This is a genomic window from Streptomyces sp. NPDC126499 (assembly GCF_040302485.1).
Taxonomy (GTDB): domain Bacteria; phylum Actinomycetota; class Actinomycetes; order Streptomycetales; family Streptomycetaceae; genus Streptomyces.
Window position 1 is genome coordinate 96,173 of record NZ_JBEOUO010000002.1, and the last position, 16,837, is coordinate 113,009.

Annotated in this window: 13 protein-coding genes and 1 pseudogene; 10 read left to right on the plus strand and 4 right to left on the minus strand. The window is 72.9% G+C overall.

The window, feature by feature from the left end; all coding sequences use genetic code 11:
* Positions 1-36: 36 nt before the first annotated feature.
* From ABTZ91_RS03165 to ABTZ91_RS03190, 6 genes are all read left to right on the plus strand, one after another.
* On the plus strand, positions 37-1,848 hold the full coding sequence (locus ABTZ91_RS03165; RefSeq protein ID WP_352075379.1) for an IucA/IucC family siderophore biosynthesis protein: 1,812 nt from the start codon (positions 37-39) through the stop codon (positions 1,846-1,848).
* 3 nt (positions 1,849-1,851) lie between these two features.
* Positions 1,852-3,390 carry an aminotransferase class V-fold PLP-dependent enzyme gene (locus tag ABTZ91_RS03170; protein WP_352075380.1) on the plus strand — a complete coding sequence of 513 codons (1,539 nt, stop codon included), beginning with the start codon at positions 1,852-1,854 and terminating at the stop codon, positions 3,388-3,390.
* Positions 3,387-5,177, plus strand: coding sequence for an IucA/IucC family protein (locus ABTZ91_RS03175; protein WP_352075381.1), 1,791 nt, complete (start codon positions 3,387-3,389; stop codon positions 5,175-5,177). The genes ABTZ91_RS03170 and ABTZ91_RS03175 overlap by 4 nt, the downstream gene beginning before the upstream one ends.
* Positions 5,174-5,761: a GNAT family N-acetyltransferase gene (locus tag ABTZ91_RS03180; RefSeq protein WP_352075382.1), complete on the plus strand. Its 588-nt coding sequence runs from the start codon at positions 5,174-5,176 to the stop codon at positions 5,759-5,761. The genes ABTZ91_RS03175 and ABTZ91_RS03180 overlap by 4 nt, the downstream gene beginning before the upstream one ends.
* Positions 5,758-7,098, plus strand: a complete 1,341-nt coding sequence (locus ABTZ91_RS03185) for a SidA/IucD/PvdA family monooxygenase (protein ID WP_352075383.1) — start codon at positions 5,758-5,760, stop codon at positions 7,096-7,098. Before ABTZ91_RS03180 ends, ABTZ91_RS03185 begins: the two co-directional genes overlap by 4 nt.
* Positions 7,099-7,313: 215 nt before the next feature.
* Complete coding sequence (locus ABTZ91_RS03190; RefSeq protein WP_352075384.1) at positions 7,314-8,267, plus strand: MurR/RpiR family transcriptional regulator; 954 nt, start codon at positions 7,314-7,316, stop codon at positions 8,265-8,267.
* 356 nt (positions 8,268-8,623) lie between these two features.
* Here the strand turns inward: ABTZ91_RS03190 and ABTZ91_RS03195 are convergent.
* Positions 8,624-8,857 (minus strand): annotated as a pseudogene (locus ABTZ91_RS03195) (IS5/IS1182 family transposase); the annotation flags it as partial.
* Positions 8,858-9,153: 296 nt separating this feature from the next.
* Between ABTZ91_RS03195 and ABTZ91_RS03200 the strand changes: the two are divergent.
* Complete coding sequence (locus tag ABTZ91_RS03200) at positions 9,154-9,519, plus strand: hypothetical protein (protein ID WP_352075385.1); 366 nt, start codon at positions 9,154-9,156, stop codon at positions 9,517-9,519.
* A 142-nt stretch (positions 9,520-9,661) separates the two neighbouring features.
* Here the strand turns inward: ABTZ91_RS03200 and ABTZ91_RS03205 are convergent, their stop codons facing one another.
* The 3 genes from ABTZ91_RS03205 to ABTZ91_RS03215 form a co-directional block, all read right to left on the minus strand.
* Complete coding sequence (locus ABTZ91_RS03205; protein ID WP_352075386.1) at positions 9,662-10,279, minus strand: hypothetical protein; 618 nt, start codon at positions 10,277-10,279, stop codon at positions 9,662-9,664.
* Between the two features lie 127 nt (positions 10,280-10,406).
* The gene (locus tag ABTZ91_RS03210; RefSeq protein WP_352075387.1) at positions 10,407-11,453 is read right to left on the minus strand and encodes a TolB-like translocation protein; all 1,047 of its coding nucleotides are present in this window, start codon (positions 11,451-11,453) and stop codon (positions 10,407-10,409) included.
* On the minus strand, positions 11,450-12,796 hold the full coding sequence (locus tag ABTZ91_RS03215; RefSeq protein ID WP_352075678.1) for an MFS transporter: 1,347 nt from the start codon (positions 12,794-12,796) through the stop codon (positions 11,450-11,452). Before ABTZ91_RS03215 ends, ABTZ91_RS03210 begins: the two co-directional genes overlap by 4 nt.
* A gap of 710 nt (positions 12,797-13,506) precedes the next feature.
* Here ABTZ91_RS03215 and ABTZ91_RS03220 point away from each other — a divergent pair.
* The 3 genes from ABTZ91_RS03220 to ABTZ91_RS03230 are packed head-to-tail and all read left to right on the plus strand — an operon-like array spanning position 13,507 to position 16,834.
* The gene (locus ABTZ91_RS03220; protein WP_352075388.1) at positions 13,507-14,799 is read left to right on the plus strand and encodes a hypothetical protein; all 1,293 of its coding nucleotides are present in this window, start codon (positions 13,507-13,509) and stop codon (positions 14,797-14,799) included.
* Entirely contained in the window at positions 14,796-15,578 is a 783-nt protein-coding gene (locus ABTZ91_RS03225) for a WecB/TagA/CpsF family glycosyltransferase (protein ID WP_352075389.1), read from the plus strand. Before ABTZ91_RS03220 ends, ABTZ91_RS03225 begins: the two co-directional genes overlap by 4 nt.
* Positions 15,578-16,834 carry a nucleotide sugar dehydrogenase gene (locus tag ABTZ91_RS03230; protein ID WP_352075390.1) on the plus strand — a complete coding sequence of 419 codons (1,257 nt, stop codon included), beginning with the start codon at positions 15,578-15,580 and terminating at the stop codon, positions 16,832-16,834. The genes ABTZ91_RS03225 and ABTZ91_RS03230 overlap by 1 nt, the downstream gene beginning before the upstream one ends.
* Positions 16,835-16,837: the final 3 nt, after the last annotated feature.

Below are 16,837 nucleotides of genomic sequence, written 5' to 3' on the forward strand. Positions count from 1 at the left end.
GAGGCCTGGTCCTGGACAGACACGCGGAGCTGCCTGATGCCCTTCCCCTCCCACCATCCCGTGCCCGAGCTGGCCGACGTCACTCCCGGCGCCTGGCGCGAGGCCAACCGCCGCCTGCTCGCCAAGGCGATCGGCGAGTGGGTCTTCGAGGACATGCTCAAAGCGGCCGACGGCGGCGACGGCACCTACCGCGTCGACCTCGACAGCGGCACGACCTACGCGTTCCGGGCCACGCCCGGCGCCTTCGGATGGCTCCGCGTCGACCCGGCGTCGCTCACCCGCACCGCCACCGGCATGCTCGGCAACTCCATCGCCGAACCCGCCTGGGACGCCCAGCAGTTCCTCCTCGAAGCCGCCTCCACCCTCGGCACCGACCCCTCGACCGTCGCCACCTACTTCACCGAGCTCTCGGCCACCCTCGCCGTCGACGCCGCCCGCCTCACCCACGGCGGCGAGACCGTCGCCGAACTGCGCGCCCTCGGCCACTCCGAGCTGGAGTGCCGGATGACCGGCCACAACCTGCTCGTCGCCAACAAGGGCCGGATCGGCTTCTCCGCCACAGACGTCCGCGCCTACGCCCCCGAAGCGGCCCAGCCCGTCAAGCTGTTGTGGATCGCCGTGCACCGCGGCCTCGCCGAGTTCCGCGGCACCTCGGAGCTCTCCGAGACCGAGATCCTCGCCCGCGAGCTGGACGAGGAGACCCGCGCCCGCTTCACCGCCGTCCTTCAGGACACCGGCGTCGACCCCGACGCGTACGTGTGGATGCCGGTGCACCCCTGGCAGTGGGACCACGCCGTCCAGGTGCTGCACGCCGCCGACGTGGCGCAGAACCGGATCGTCCCGCTCGGCGAGAGCCCCGACGCGTACCTGCCCGGCCAGTCCATCCGTACGATGGCCAACGTCACCGTCCCCGAACGGTACGACGTCAAACTGCCGTTGAAGATCCTCAACACCCTCGTCTGGCGCGGCATACCCCCGCACTGCACCATGGGCGCCCCCGTCGTCACCCAGTGGCTGCGCGGCCTGGTGGAGCGCGACGCCTTCCTGACCGAGGAGTGCCGCACCGTCTTCCTCGGCGAGGTCGCCTCCGTGACCGTACGCCACCCCTACCTCTCCAAGCTGCCGGACGCCCCCTACCAGCACCTGGAGACCCTGGGCTGCATCTGGCGCGAATCGGTCTCCGCCCGCAAGGACCCCGACGAGCGGGTGCGCACCTTCGCCTCCCTGCTGCACGTCGACTCCGCCGGCGACGCCTTCGTCGCCGAACTCGTCCGCTCCTCCGGCCTGGACCCCGAGGACTGGCTGCGCCGGCTCTTCGACACCCTGCTCGTGCCGATCCTGCACGTCCTCAACCGCTACGGCGTCACCTTCAACCCGCACGGCCAGAACACCCTCATCGGCTACGACGAGAACGACGTCCCCGTCCGCCTCTACCTCAAGGACTTCGTCGACGACGTCTGCGTCTCCTTCACCGACGTCCCCGAGCGCGGCCCCGAGCCCGACGGCCACGACCACGTCCTGCCCCGCAAGCACCCCTCGATCATCCGCCAGCACGTCATGGACCAGGTCTTCGTCGGCCACTTCCGCTACCTGGCGCCGCTCTGCGCCGACCAGCTCGGCGTGGACGAGAAGACGTTCTGGCGGCTGGTGCGGCAGACCATCCTCGACTTCCAGAAGCGCTTCCCCGAACTCGCCGAGCGCTACGCCGAGTACGACCTGCTCACCCCCGAGATCCCCCGCTACGGCCTGAACCGCGACCGGCTCGTCGTCACCCGCTACGGCGACCGCGCCCTGCGGCACGCCCTCTACCCGAACGGCACCCATCCCAACCCGCTGGCGGAAGGCTGAACCGTGACACCGCTGACGGAAGCACCTCCCACCGCCCCGCCCCTGCCCGCCTCGCTGCTCGCCGCCTCCCGCCAGGGCCTCGCCGACGTCACCGCCGCGCTCGCCGGGGCCGTCGACACCGCGCTGGCCGCCCGCCGGCCCGCCGGACCGATCCCCGCAGGACGCCCCGAGGACGTCCTCAAGGCCGCCGCCGACGCCCTCGGCGCGCACGAACTGCCCATCGAGGGCCTCGGCACCAAAGCCGCCCTCGACCTGCTGACCACGGTCCTCGTCGAGTACGGCATCGACCTCTCCCACCCCCGGGCCGCCGCCCACCTCCAGCCGCCCGCGCTCGCCGTCGCGGTCGCCGCCGACACGCTCGCCGGCGTCACCAACGCCTCCCTCGACACCTACGACTCCGGACCCTCCGCCATCGCCGTCGAACGCTGGCTCATCGGCGTCCTCACCCGGCTCGCCCGCTTCGGCGAACGCGCCGACGGCGTCCTCACCCCCGGCGGCTCCCTGTCCAACCTCCTCGCCCTGCTGCTCGCCCGGGACGCCGCCGCCCACCGGCGCGGCATCGACGCCCGCCAGCACGGGATCGCCGCCCTGCCGGGGCCGGTCGTCCTCTGCTCCGAGCTCGCCCACTTCTCCACCCACCGGGCCTGCGCCGCCCTCGGCCTCGGCGAAGCGGCCGTACGCCCGCTGCCCGTCGACGCCCAGCGGCGCATGCGCCCCGACGCGCTCCGGCAGGCCCTCGGCTCCCTCGGCCCCGAGCACACCCCCATCGCCGTCGTCGCCACCGCCGGAACCACCGACTACGGCTCCGTCGACCCCCTGCCCGAGATCGCGGAGATCGCGGCGGAGCACGGCGTCTGGACCCACGTCGACGCCGCGTACGGCTTCGGCGCCCTCTTCTCCGACCGGCTCGCCGATCGGCTGACGGGCCTGGAACTCGCCGACTCCGTCACCCTCGACCTGCACAAGATCGGCTGGCAGCCGGCCGCCACCAGCGTCCTCCTCGTCTCCGACACCACCGCGTTCACCGCCCTCGACCGCCACGTCGCCTACCTCAACCCGGCCGACGACGCCGACGCCGGCTACGACGGCCTCCTCGGCCGCAGCCTCCAGACCACCCGGCGCCCGGACGCGGTGAAGGCCGCCGCCACCCTCCTCGCCCACGGCCGCGAGGGCCTGGGCCGCATGGTCGACGCCTGCCACGCGCTGGCCCGCCACGCCGAACGGCGCGTCCGCGCCGAACCCGCCCTGGAGCTCGTCGCCCCGGCGGAGCTGACCACCGTCGTCTTCCGCTACCGGACGGCCGACCCGGCGGCGGCCGACGAGATCAACGGCGCCCTGCGCCGCCGGCTCCTGGAGACCGGCACCGCACTCGTCGGACGCACCGAGGCCGCCACCGCCGGCCCCGGCTCGCCGAAGCGGGTCTGCCTGAAACTCACCCTGCTCAACCCCACCGCCACCACCGCCGACATCGACGGCCTCCTCGACGCCGTACTCGAGGCCGGCCGCACCTGCGAGCGACTCGCCGAGGAAGGCGCCGCATGACCCACCCCACCCCCGCACCCGCCCCCCACACCCCCCTCGACGACCCCCTGCACCGCCCCGACGCCCGGGGCGCCGCCGAACACGCCCACCTCGAAGCCCTGCTGCGCTGCTGGCTGCGCGAGACGCACACCGAGCCGGCCCCAGGCCCGCTGCGGATCGAGCTGCCGACCGCCGGCCTGACCCTGGTCACCGAGGTCACCCACCGCTCACCCACCGGCTGGCACCGCTTCGGCCCCGTACGCCTGGAAGGCCCCGGCGGCCCCCTCGGCGACACCGCCGACCCCGTGACGGCGGTCGCCCTGCTGTCCACCGAGGCGGCCGTACGCGGCGGCAGCCGGCCCGGCGGCGTCCCGGCCGGCGAGATCGCCGACCTCGTCGAGCGCACCGCCGAGTCCGTCCGCCGCGTCACCGCCTTCATCGGCCACCGGCGCACCCGCCCCGAACCCGCCGCCGACGGCTTTCTCGACGCCGAACAGGCCCTGATCCTCGGCCACTTGCACCACCCGGCACCCAAGAGCCGCGACGGCATCTCCGACCACGACGCGGCCGCCTTCTCGCCAGAGCTGCGCGGCTCCTTCCGGCTGCACTGGTTCGCCGCCGACCCCGCGGTCGTCTCGCACGACGCCGTCGCCGGCGCGCCCTCCCTCGCCGGACGGGACACCGTCGCCCTCATGTCCGAGCTCGCCGAGCACCGCCTCGACGACGGCCGCATCCTGGTCCCCGCCCACCCGTGGCAGGCCCGGGACGTGCCGCACCGCCCCCGGGTCGCCGCCCTGATCGCCTCCGGAGCGCTCGAACCGCTCGGCGAACTCGGCCCCGCCTGGTGGCCCACCTCCAGCCTGCGCACCGTCTACCGGCCCGGCGCCCCCGTCATGCTGAAGCTCTCGCTCGGGCTCAGGCTGACCAACTCCCGCCGGGAGTCCACCCGTACGGAGCTCAGGCGCGGTCTGGAGATCAACCGGCTGCTCGACGCCGGATACGCCGACGGCACCTTCCGCGCCCACCCCGGTTTCGCCATCACCCGCGACCCCGCCTGGCTCGCCGTCGACGAACCCGGCCGCCCCGAAGGCCCCGCCGTCACCGGCCTCGACGTCGCCGTCCGCGAGGTCCCCGACGGCATCGACGCCCTGCGCTGCCTGGTCGGACTCGTCGCACCCCGCCCCGGCCTCGGCCGCAGCACCCTCGGCGACCTGGTCGCCGGACTCGGCGGAGCCGACGCCGCCGCGCAGTGGGTCGCCGACTACACCGACCGGGTCCTCGTGCCCATGCTCCACCTGTACGCCGCCACCGGCATCGGCCTGGAGGCCCACCAGCAGAACACCCTGGTCCGCCTGGACGCCCGGGGCCGGGTCACCGGCGCCGTCTTCCGCGACAACCAGGGCTACTACCTGGCCGCCTCCCACCTGCCGGAACTGCTCAAGCTCAGCGGAGCCGACTCCTCCACCCTGGCCGTCGTGGACGACGCGATCGTCGACGACCGGCTCTCGTACTACCTGCTGCGCAACCAGGCGCTGTCCGTCGTCGGCTGCCTCGCCGTCGACGGCCTCGCCGACGAGCGCGACCTGCTCGCCGTCCTCGCCGGCCGGCTGCGCGCCGCGCTGCCCGCCCTGGCCGAGGCCGGCCCCGACGGCGACCGCCTCGCCCGCCGCTGGCTGACGGCCGGCACCCTGCCCTGCAAGGGCAACCTGCTCACCCGCCTGCACGGCATCGACGAGGTCCTCGCCCCGCTCGACGCCCAGTCCGTCTACCTCGACGCGCCCAACCCGCTCCAGGAGGCCACCGCATGACCTCGTTACACCCCGAGGACGCCCGCACCGTCCCCGGCCCGCCGCTGCCCCTCATGGAGGGACGCTGGTCGGCCCGGACGGCCCGGGCCGAGGGGGCCGACCTCGACCTGGTGCACGGCTGGATGCAGGCCCCCCACATCGACGCCTTCTGGCACCAGGCGTGGCCGCGTGAACGCTGGTACGAGGAGATCGCCGGGCACCTCGCCGGCGACGCCATCCTGCCGGTGCTCGTCTCCCTCGACGGCGCGCCCGTCGCGTACATCGAGGTGTACCGCGTGATGCGCGACCGGCTCGCCCCGTACTACGCCCATCTGCCCCACGACCTCGGCGTCCACATCGCCATCGGCGACCCGGCGCACACCGGCCGCGGTCTCGGCCGCACCCTGCTGCGCGTCCTCGCCGACGGCCTGCTCGCCGCCGACCCCCACTGCACCCGGGTCGTCGCCGAGCCCGACGTCACCAACACGCCCTCGCTCAGGGCGTTCGCCGCCGCCGGCTTCCGCGACCTGGGCGAGATCACGCTCCCGGACAAGACCGCCGCCCTGCTCGTCCGTCCCCGCCGCGAGGAGGACCTGCCCACATGACCGAGACCACCGCCGAGCACGACGTCGTCGCGATCGGCTGCGGCCCCTTCAACCTGGGGCTCGCCGCCCTCGCCTCGACCGTGGACGCACTCGACCTGGTCGTCCTGGAGGAACGGCCCGAGTTCACCTGGCACCGCGGCATGATGTTCGGCGACGCCTCGATGCAGGTGAACTTCCTCGCCGACCTCGTCACCCTGGTCGCCCCCTGGCACCCGCTGTCCTTCCTGGCGTACCTCCACGACATGGACCGGCTCTACACCTTCACCGTGCGGGAGAATTTCTTCCCCTCCCGAAGGGAGTACGAGGACTACCTGCGTTGGGCCGCCGCGCGGCTGCCCAGCGTGCGGTTCTCGCACCGCGTCGAGGAGGTCCGCTGGGACGGCGACGAGGAACGCTTCACCGTCGACGTCGTCCGCGGCGACGGCACGCGGCTGCGGCTGCGGGCCCGGCACCTCGTCATCGGGATCGGCACCGCGCCCCACGTGCCCGAGGCCCTCGCCGGGCTGCCGGAGGACCGGCTGCTGCACACCTCCGACTACCTCTTCCGCGCCCGGGACGTCGAGCGCGCGGGGAAGGTCACCGTCGTGGGGTCCGGGCAGTCGGGCGCGGAGGTCGCGGTCGACCTGCTGACCCGCAACCTCGACGGCGGGCCCGCGGTGAGCTGGCTGACCCGCACCGGCTCCTGGGCCCCGCTCGACTACACCAAGATGAACCTGGAGCTGACCACCCCGGCGTACATGCGCTACTTCCACTCCCTGCCGGAGGAGGTGCGCGACCGGCTGGTCGGCGAGCAGTGGCAGTTCTACAAGGGCGTCTCCACCGACACCCTGGAGGAGATCCACGAACTGCTCTACCGCCGCCAGCTCGACCACGGTCTCGCCGACGTCGAACTGCGCTTCGGCATCGCCGTCGAGAACGCGGCCGTCGACCCGGACGGCCAGACCGTGCTGACCTGCCGTCACCTGGACACGGGACAGCGCTTCGAGCACGTCACCGACCTGGTCGTCGCGGCCACCGGCTACCGCGGCCGCCCGCCGGCCTTCCTGGCCCCGGTGGAGGAGCTGATCGAGCGCGACGGCCGGGGGCGCCCGCTGGTCCGCGCCGACCACTCCGTCGGGCTGGCCGAGGGCGTCACCGGGCGGATCTTCGTCGCCAACGCCGAGATCCACGCGTACGGCGTCTCCTCCCCGAACCTCGACATCGGCGCCGTGCGCAACGCCACCATCCTGAACGCGATCACCGGCCGCGAGGTCTACCGGCTGCCGAAGCGCAGCGCCTTCACCCGCTTCGAGGCCCCGGCGCAGGGGATGCCGGGATCCGGGGCCCGGCCGATGTAGTCGCCGCCGGCGTCCTTCACCGTCTCGGCGGAGGACGCGGCCACGGGGGTGCCCCCTCGGCTTCCGGTGATACGCCGGGGGGGGGGTACCCGGTCGGAAGGTGGACCCGGCAGCGGTGAGCGGGGCAGGGGTGACCGGGGCGGGGGCGAGCGGGGCGGGGCCGTCCGGGCCGTTGAACTATCTTGGGCGGCAGCGAGACGAGAGGGAGGCACCCCGTGCCATCTGGGCAGCAGGCGCGCGCACAGGCGGCCGCGATCACACCGGGCAGGCGCTCGGCGGACGCGGACCCGGAGGCTCAGGCGGAGGCGGGTTCTCCGGCCGAGCGGGTGCGGGCGCTGTTCGGCGGACACCGCCTCTCACCCGGGCAGCGGCGCATCGCCCAGTTCCTGATCGACCACCTCACCGAGGCGGCGTTCCTGTCGATCACCGAACTCGCGGAGCGGGTGGGCGTCAGCCAGCCGTCCGTGACCCGCTTCGCCTCGTCGCTGGGATTCAGCGGCTATCCGGCGCTGCGCGAGGCCCTCCAGCCGATCGCGCTCAGCGCGGTCGCCGGCGCGCCGGGCGAGGGTGAGGGCGAGGGGCGGCTGCGCAACGAGCTCCAGTCCGCCGTCGACGCCGAGATCGAGAACCTCACCGCCCTGCGGCGCGGCGTCTTCGCCGATCCCGACCGGATCCTCGACATCGGCCGCGAGCTGGCCCGGTCCGTCCCGCTCACGGTCCTGGGCCTGCGCATCTCGGTCTCCCTCGCCGAGTACTTCGCCTACGCCGCGCGTCGCATCCACCCGGACGTGCGGGTGGTCACGCGCGGCGGCAGCGTCGCCTACGACGGCCTCCTCCAGGCCCGCGAGGCGGGCGGAACGTGGGTGCTGGCCTTCGCGATGCCCCGGCACGCCAAGGAGACCCTCGCCGTCGTCCGCGCCGCCCGCGCCGCCGGACTGCGGGTCGCGCTCATCTGCGACCTGGCGTTCGGGCCGCTCGTCGACGAGGCCGACGTGGTGTTCACCGCCGGCACCGGCTCGCGGCTCGTCTTCGACTCCTACGCGGCGCCCGGCGTGCTGTCGGCGGCGATCCTCCAGGCCATGGCGGACGCGGACCCGGAGCGCACGCAGACCCGTCTGGAGAAATACGAGCAGGCGGCCGAGCAGCACGACTTCTTCCTGGACGACTGAGACGGGGCCAGGGGGGCCGAAGGGTCCGAGTGGCGGCACCGTGCATGAAAGTTTTCATTCTCTTGCTTTCTCGCCAGTAAGTATATTTACTGAGCGTGCCCCCACGGGCCGCACAGAACACGTCAGGGCCGCCCCCTCCTCCTCAGACGGCCCTCCTGTGTGAACGGCACGCGCCGCGCCCAGCGCGACGCACTCGTGGCGGCCCCGGTCAACCCCTGGGCCGGGGCCGCCGCCTCGCCGCTCGCGTCTGTCACGAGCGGCGACGTGGCGACCACTGGTGACCCAGTGATCCGCTAAAGAGTTGTCCCGTACATGATCTCCGACTGCCGTAGGCATGGTTGTCCCAGGTGTCGGCCGCGGGTGTCGGCGTCGATGACGACCTGGTGGTCAGCGAGTACCGGTCGTGCTTCGACCGCTCGGCGATGGTGTGATCTCGGGTGGGCACCAGCGTGCAGTCCACGATGAGCACGGCGTCCCTGGCAAACCGCTTGTGGGGCTGAAGCGCAAGCATTGGCCCAAGGTGGTCGATGATCCGGTCTGCCGCCGACTTGGACACCTCGAACAGGGGGGGCGAGCTGGCGCATGGTCAGGAGGGAACCTTGAGGACGGTCCACGCTGTCAATCCGTTCGGATTCAACCCGGTCAACGCGGAGACGGCTCGAGTCTTGGAGCGAGGTGGTCTGCCGATCGTCTCGGCCGCGCAGCGCAACAAGTTTCGGGAAGGCCACAGCAGAGGAGATGGCCGCGGCAGGCTTCGAACTGATCGACGAGGGGGCCGGGGGTCCACCCGTCGCAGATGTTCGGGACGATGAAGTACACCGACGGCCGAGTCATCACACCGCACGCGGGCGCGCTCGCGTGGCGCATGTACCGGAGGTTGTAGACAGTGAAGGTTGAGGACGTCATGAACTTCCTCGTCGACCACAGGGCTCCGAATGTCACCCCTGGGTATGTCGCGGAGCAGCTGCTCTCCATGTCCTGGATCATTGATCCCAAGGACGGGGCGCAGATCTTCGGGACCGGGAAGGAGTGGCTGAAGTCGGACGATCCGTTCCGGGGCGAGGTCGCGATCGGACTGGAGAACGGGTCCTATCTGGCCGACTCCTGGGAGGAGCTGGTCGAGCTGGCCGAACCTCTCAAGGAGAGGTTCCCTACGATGGTCGCCGACATCGACGCCTGGATGGCGAGGGCTGAAGCCTCGTACGAACGGCGCCGGACCGGTTCCTACTGGGACGACTACAAGCCCCACTGACGTCTCCTCGACCGATCGGCATCACACTCTGTCGCCGCTGCGTCCGGACGATGTGGAGGCGCATCTCACGGGGGAGCTGCTGGTTCACTGGCCCAACGGCGGTCCCGGCACGCGCGAGGGCGCTGAAGCGTGGGAGGCCCGCTCAGTCGTCGAACCACACGACGAGGCGCACGTTGTCGTCACCGTGCTGTGCCGCGAGTTCTTTCATGGCTTCCCAGACGGGTTGCCACTCGCCGGTTTCGGTGACGGCATCTCTGCGGCGGATCGTGACGGATCTGTAGAGCGTGTCCCCGACGAGCCACTCACTTCCTTCGGGCCACTCCCGAACCTCACCGGCTTTGAGACCGACAGCCGCGGCGAATGCGCCACTCCAGGAGGCCTTGCCCGTCATGCGGAGCCCGTTCGGCGTCTGGTGGTATTGGTGCAGCCGGCTGTCGGGCTTCTCCGCGGGCTCGTCCCAGTCGACGGCCTTCACCTCGGCCCACGTGATCCACGTGGTGCCGTGGAAGCCGTCCGTGCCGTACCACTCGGTCAGCTGGGCGAATCGCGCCCTCACAGTGGCCGAGGCGTCGGCGGGAAAACCCCGGCCCGCGGCCACGGGGCGGAAGTTCGCGTGGTTACGGACCCCGAAGAGACACCCGAACGCGTCGTAGTTACGGACATCGTTGAGAGACCTGAGGTCGTGTGCGCAGTACCAGATCGGCTCCTGATCGTCCCGCGGCGCTCGGTACTCGAGGAAGCCGCTCATGTCTGTCCCCATGCCAGGCATTCTCTCGATGCCGTCAAATGGTTTCGTCCGCACCGGACCGCCGATCTGGGCCTGCATGCGCCGTGCCCGCTGTTCTCCGCTCGCCACCCCGGAGAGGGATGCGGCGGGCCATGGTTCCTCACCCGGAGTGTCCAGCCGCCGGGGCCGGTGGAGCCAGGGCGCTCTTCAGCAGGAGGCGGGGGGTTCCACTGCCGTCGGCCGGGACGGTCCAGACGTCGTCGGTGCGCGCGCCCGTGTCCGCGGGGAGTGCGTAGGCGAGGGTGGCGTCGTCGAGCCAGACGGCCTGGTCGTCCACGCTGCGGCGCTCGGCGAGCGGGGTGGACTTCATCGTGCGCAGGTCGAGGACGTGCTCCCGCCAGAGGGCGGCCGTGCCGAGGACCCGCTTCTTGTACGCGACGCGGGTGCCGTCGGGGGAGAGCGAGGGGCACTCGACGTTGCGGGTCAGCGTCGTGACCGTACGGGCCCTGAGGGAGCCGCGGACCAGATGGGTCTGCTCGCGGGTGCTCAGGGTGGCGTAGAAGGTGTCGTCGTCGGCCGCGAAGGTGACGCCCCAGAAGTTGACGTCCCGGTTGCGGTACGGGCGGCCGTCCAGGACGACCGTGAACTCCTCCAGGTTCGGGCTCAGCCGCCAGCCCCGGGTGTCGAGGATCGCGGTGCGGGTGGAGAAGAACGCGGTCCCGTACGACTCGCCCTTGACGAAGACGGTCCAGGCGGCCAGCCGGCCGCTGGGGGAGATCCGCGCGCGGCTCGGGATGCCGGCCAGCGGATAGGTCCGCAGGGTGCGCAGCCGCTCGTCCAGGATCGCCGCGCGGTAGGACGGGCGGCCGAGGAGGGTGGTCGCCTGGAGGCAGACGCCGGTGCCGGCGGCCGCGTGGAAGCGCAGACAGGCGACGTCCGAGGCGGTACGGGTCGCGCCGGTCGGGGCGTCGGCCGGCACCGAGACGAGCCGGTCGCGGTGCGGACCCGCCGCCGTGTTGCGGAAGACCAGGCGGCCCGGCTCGTCCAGGGTGACCCGCCCGCTCGCGAAGGCCGGGCCGCCCGGCCGGGGCCTGTCGTCCTCGGCGGCCCGGTCGGCGGCCGACAGGACCGACCAGGCGCCGATGCCGGTGAGCAGCAGGACCCCGGCGGCGAGGATCAGCAGACGGCGCAGCGGAGTGAGGGTCATCGCGGATCTCCCGTGGGGCGCGCCGGGCGCGCGGGGCGGGCGGGGCGCAGGGCGAGGCCGGCCACGGCCGCGCAGCAGGCGAGGCCCGCGGCCGCCGCGGCGAGCGCCGGGCCGTCGCCCCACGCGGCCCACGCGGCGCCGAAGGCCAGGGAACAGCAGAAGCGGGCCAGGGCCTGACCGGTGCCGACCAGGGCGATGCCACTGGCCCGCAGCCGCTCGGGCACCACCGCGGCGACCGCCGCCGGCAGCACGCCGTCGGTGGCGGCGTAGAACAGCCCGTGGAGCACCAGGACCAGATACGGCAGCGCGGGCGTGGCCGGCGCCCAGAGCAGCAGCGCGTACGCGAGCAGCAGTCCGGCGTGCCCGGCGAGGAAGACCGCGCGGCGCCCCACCCGGTCGGCGAGCCGCCCGGCGGGCAGCGCGAGCAGCAGGAACACCGCCGCCGTCCCGAGCGGTAGCAGCGGGAACAGCTGCTCGTCCATCCCCGTACGGCGCTGCACCAGCAGGTAGAGGAAGGCGTCGCTGACCGTGGTCAGGCCGAGCAGCACGGCACAGCCGAACAGCGCACGCAGCCGCCGGGACCGCAGCAGCCCGAAGGCGGCCCGCAGATCCACCCGCGCCTCGGCGGCCCCTCCGCCCGTTCCCCCGGCAGCCTTCCCGCCCGGCGCGACCACCGCGTCCGGGGGAGCCCCGTCCGGTGGGGCGGCCGGCTTCTTTCCGCTCGGTACGAAAAGAATCAGGACCAGCACGCCGAGCGCCGCCACGCACCCGCTCACGGCGAACACCGCGTCGTAACCCCCCGCCGCCGCACCGAGCACGAGGAACGCGAGGATCGGACCGAGCAGCGCCCCCGTCGTGTCCATCGCCCGGTGCACGCCGAAGGCCCGGCCCTGGTGCTCCGGCGGCGCGGACAGCGAGATCAGCGCGTCCCGTGGTGCGGTGCGCAGGCCCTTGCCCGTACGGTCGAGCGCGAGGGCCGCGCCGAGCGCGCCCAGGTGCGGCACCAGCAGCAGCGGCTTGCACAGCGCCGACAGGCCGTAACCGATCCCCGCCACCAGCTTGTGGTTGCGCACCCGGTCCGCCAGATGGCCGCCGGTGAGCTGCACGAGCGCGCTCACCCCGTTCTGCACCCCGTCGAGCACGCCGAAGCCCAGCGGGCTCAGGCCGAGCCCCACCACCAGGTACAGCGGCAGCACGGCGGTGACCATCTCGGTGGAGACGTCCGTGACCAGACTGACCGTGCCGAGCGCCAGGACGGTCGGCGAGACCGCCCGCACCGTGCCGCGGACGCGGTCCGGCGCGGCGGTCGACCCGCGCGGTGCGGAGCGATCGGCCAGGTACACAGTCAAGGACCCCCACTGCCGTGAACGGGTGAACGCGCGCCCACTGTAACGCCGGACGTCCGCCGGAACGGCGCGATCGGTGCGGCTTCGCGACCGCTTGCCACCAATTCCGCGAAAGGCCTCATCGTCACCGTGTTGTGCGCCTATCTTCCCGTTGTACGCTGCGAGTTGAGCACAACGTTCGCGCTGTGCGCAGGGGGTGTCCGTGGGGGGTTCCACCGGCAGGAGGCCGAAGCGCCGACGCTTCGACGCCGACTGTTCTTCTCATCATGCTCATCGCGCCCGGGGTCGTGAGGCCCGGGCCCTACCGCACACCGGCCTGCCCGGGAACCGGGTGTCCGCCGGATAGTCGCGCCCGGACGCGGGGCGGCATCCCCCCCCGGGGGTGCCACGACGGCGTCCCGCGCCGTGCCACACACCCCACCGTGTCCTGCGCGCCGCGCCGTAGAGCGCCGTGCCGCCTTTCCACCACAGCCGGCCGACAACCGGCCGTTCAGTCAGTCCCTCAGTCAGTCCTTCAGTCAGTCGTTCAGTCAGTCGCTCAGTCAGTCAGTCGCTCAGCCCGCAGTTCAGTCAGTCGCTCAGTCAGTCGCTCAGTCAGTCGATCAGTCAGCCGACCCGGACCAGCCGCTCTGGCCCGGACCGACCCGAGGGGGGTGGGTGTGTCCGCTCGTCCTGCCAACACACCCGATGATCCACGCAGTTCACGGATGACGAAGCTCGCGGAAGCGGACCGTCCGCTGCACGACCTCGCCACCCGCCTGCTCACGGTGGCCGAGCGGGGACTCCCGCGCATGCTCCTGCCGGAGGGGACCGGCTTCGTCTTCACCCGGGCCGCCCGCTCCACCGGCGACGGCTCGTGGAGCCTGGAGCAGCGCGGCACCAGCGTCCGCTACGCCGCCATCACCGCGCTCGGCGCCCGCTTCCTGCCCGCCGACCGGCAGCGCGCCGTCCTCGGCGGCCGCACCGCCGAGGAGTTCACCGGCCTGCTGATCGAGCGGCTGCCCGGGGTCCGCAACCTCGGCGACGCGGCCCTCGTCGCCTGGGCCGCCGCCGAGACCGCCCACCCCAAACTGTCCGACGCCCTCGACCGGGTCACCGCCCTCGACCCGCCCGGCCGGCCCCGGTACACGGTCGAGGCCGCCTGGGTGCTCTCCGCGCTCGCCGCCGCCCGCGCCACCCTCGACGTGGAGGACCGCCTCAAGGCCGCCCGCGACCGGCTGCTGCGCGCCCGGATCGACGGCGGCCCGCTCTTCCCGCACGCCACGGGGCCGGGCCTCACCCCCTGGTACCGCGCCCACATCGGCTGCTTCGCCGACCAGACCTACCCGCTCCAGGCCCTCGCCCGCGCCCACGCCTCCGGCGACGACCCCGAGGCCCTGGCCGCCGCCGACGCCTGCGCCACCCGCATCTGCGCCCTCCAGGGCGACGGCGGCCAGTGGTGGTGGCACTACGACGCCCGGCGCGGCACCGTCGTCGAGGGCTACCCGGTCTACAGCGTCCACCAGCACGCCATGGCCCCCACCGCCCTCCTCGACCTCGCCGAGGCCGGCGGCACCGACTTCGCCGAACCGGTCCGCCGCGGCCTGCGCTGGATGACCGAGGTCCCCGAACTCGCCGGCACCGGAGCGGAAGAGCCGATGATCCACGACGACCTCGGCGTCACCTGGCGCAAGGTCCACCGCGGCGACCCGAAGAAGGCGGTACGCGCCGCCCGCGGCCTCACCACGCGCGTCCTGCCCGGGGCACGGCTCCGCCCTCTCGACGTCGTGTTCCGCCCCACCGCCGTGGACCGGGAGTGCCGCCCGTACGAGTTCGGCTGGATGCTCTTCGCCTGGCTGGGCGGCATCCGGGACGGTGGCAGCCACGCCAGCGGCAACCACGAAGGCGGCAGCCGCGAAGGCGCCGGCCACGAGGGCGGCAACCACCAGGGCGGCACCCGCGACAGCGGTGACCACGACAGCGGTCCGCGCGACACCACCCAGAAGGGCGCCCCGAGATGACGACACGTCAGCACCTGTTCGGCGTCACCCTCGACGCCCTCACCATGGACCAGACCGTGACCCGCTGCCTCGACGCCGTACGCGCCGGCGAACGCCTGGAGATCGGCGTCGTCAACGCCGCCAAGCTGGTCACCATGCGCCGCGACCCCGCCCTCGCGCGGGCCGTCTCCGGCTGCGACCTCATCCTCGCCGACGGGCAGGCCGTCGTGTGGGCCGGCCGGCTGCTCCGCCGCCCGCTGCCCGAACGCGTCGCCGGCATCGACCTGTTCATGCGGCTGCTCACCGAGGCCGAGCGCGAAGGGCTCTCCGTCTACTTCCTCGGCGCCCGCCAGGACGTCCTGGCGACGATGCTCCGCCAGGTCGCCGTCCGCTTCCCCCGACTGCGCGTCGCCGGCAGCCGCGACGGCTACTTCGACGACAGCATGCAGCCCGAGATAGCCGACGCGATCGCCGCCAGCGGCGCCCACATGCTGTTCCTCGGCATGACCTCGCCCAAGAAGGAGATCTTCACCGCCGCATACGGCGAGCGCACCAAGGTGGCCCTCGTCCACGGAGTCGGCGGCTCCTTCGACATCCTCGCCGGCGTCACCCGCCGCGCCCCCGAACGCTGGCAGCGGCTCGGCCTCGAATGGCTCTACCGCGCCCTCCAGGAACCGCGCCGCCTCGGCCGCCGCTACCTCACCACCAACGTCTCCTTCGCCCTCATGACGGCACGGGAGCTGCTCCGCCCCACGCCGACCGCCGGCACCGCAACCACCGTGACCAGGGGGGAATCCTGATGCGCGTCGTCGTCGTGGGACAGGGATACGTGGGCCTGCCGCTCGCCGTCCGGGCTGCCGAGGTCGGACACGAGGTCATCGGCTACGACGTGGACGCCGAACGGGTCAAGAGCCTTGCCGCCGGGGAGTCCTACGTCGAGGACGTCTCCTCGGAACGCATCCGCGCCGCCACCGAGGCCGGGACCTACCGGGCCACCGACTCCGTACGGGACTGCGGCGGCTTCGACGTCGCCGTCGTCACCGTCCCCACCCCGCTGCACGAGGGCACCCCCGACCTGCGCTACATCGAGGAGTCGGCCCGCGCCCTCGCCCGCTATCTCCGTCCCGGGGCCACCGTGGTCCTGGAGTCCACCACCTACCCCGGCACCACCCAGGAACTGTTCGGCCCCCTCCTCGAAGAGGGCTCCGGGCTCGTCGCCGGGGCCGACTTCCACCTCGGCTACAGCCCCGAGCGGATCGACCCCGGCAACCCCGTGTGGGGCTTCGAGCAGACCCCCAAGGTCGTCTCCGGCGTGGACGCGGCCTCCCTCAAGGCCGTCCAGGACTTCTACGACGGCCTGGTCGACACCACCGTCCCGGTCGGCTCGCCCAAGGAGGCCGAGCTCGCCAAACTCCTGGAGAACACCTTCCGGCACGTCAACATCGCCCTCGTCAACGAGATCGCGATGTTCGCCCGCCACCTCGACATCGACGTGTGGCAGGCCATCGACGCCGCCTCCAGCAAGCCCTTCGGCTTCATGCGCTTCACCCCCGGACCGGGCGTCGGCGGGCACTGCCTGCCCATCGACCCCTCGTACCTCTCCTGGCGCGTCCAGCGCGAACTCGGCCAGAGTTTCCGCTTCGTCGAGCTCGCCAACGACATCAACAACCACATGCCCGACTACGTCACCCGCCGCCTGGTCAACGCCTTCAACACCCGCAAGCGGGCCGTCAACGGCTCCCGGATCCTCCTCCTCGGCCTCGCCTACAAGAAGAACACCGGCGACGCCCGCGAGTCGCCCGCCCTGCGCATCTCCCAACTCCTCCTGGACATGGGCGCCGAGGTCCGGGCCGCCGACCCGCACGTGGTCGAGGGCCACCGGGTCGACCAGCGGCTCGTACGCGTCGACCTCACCGAGGAGGAACTCACCGCGGCCGACGCCGTCGTGCTGCTCACCGACCACGACGCCTTCGACTACGCACTCGTCGAGGCCCACGCCGACTACGTACTCGACTGCCGGCGCCGGCTGAGCGGTCCCAGGATCGAGGTGCTCTGACCC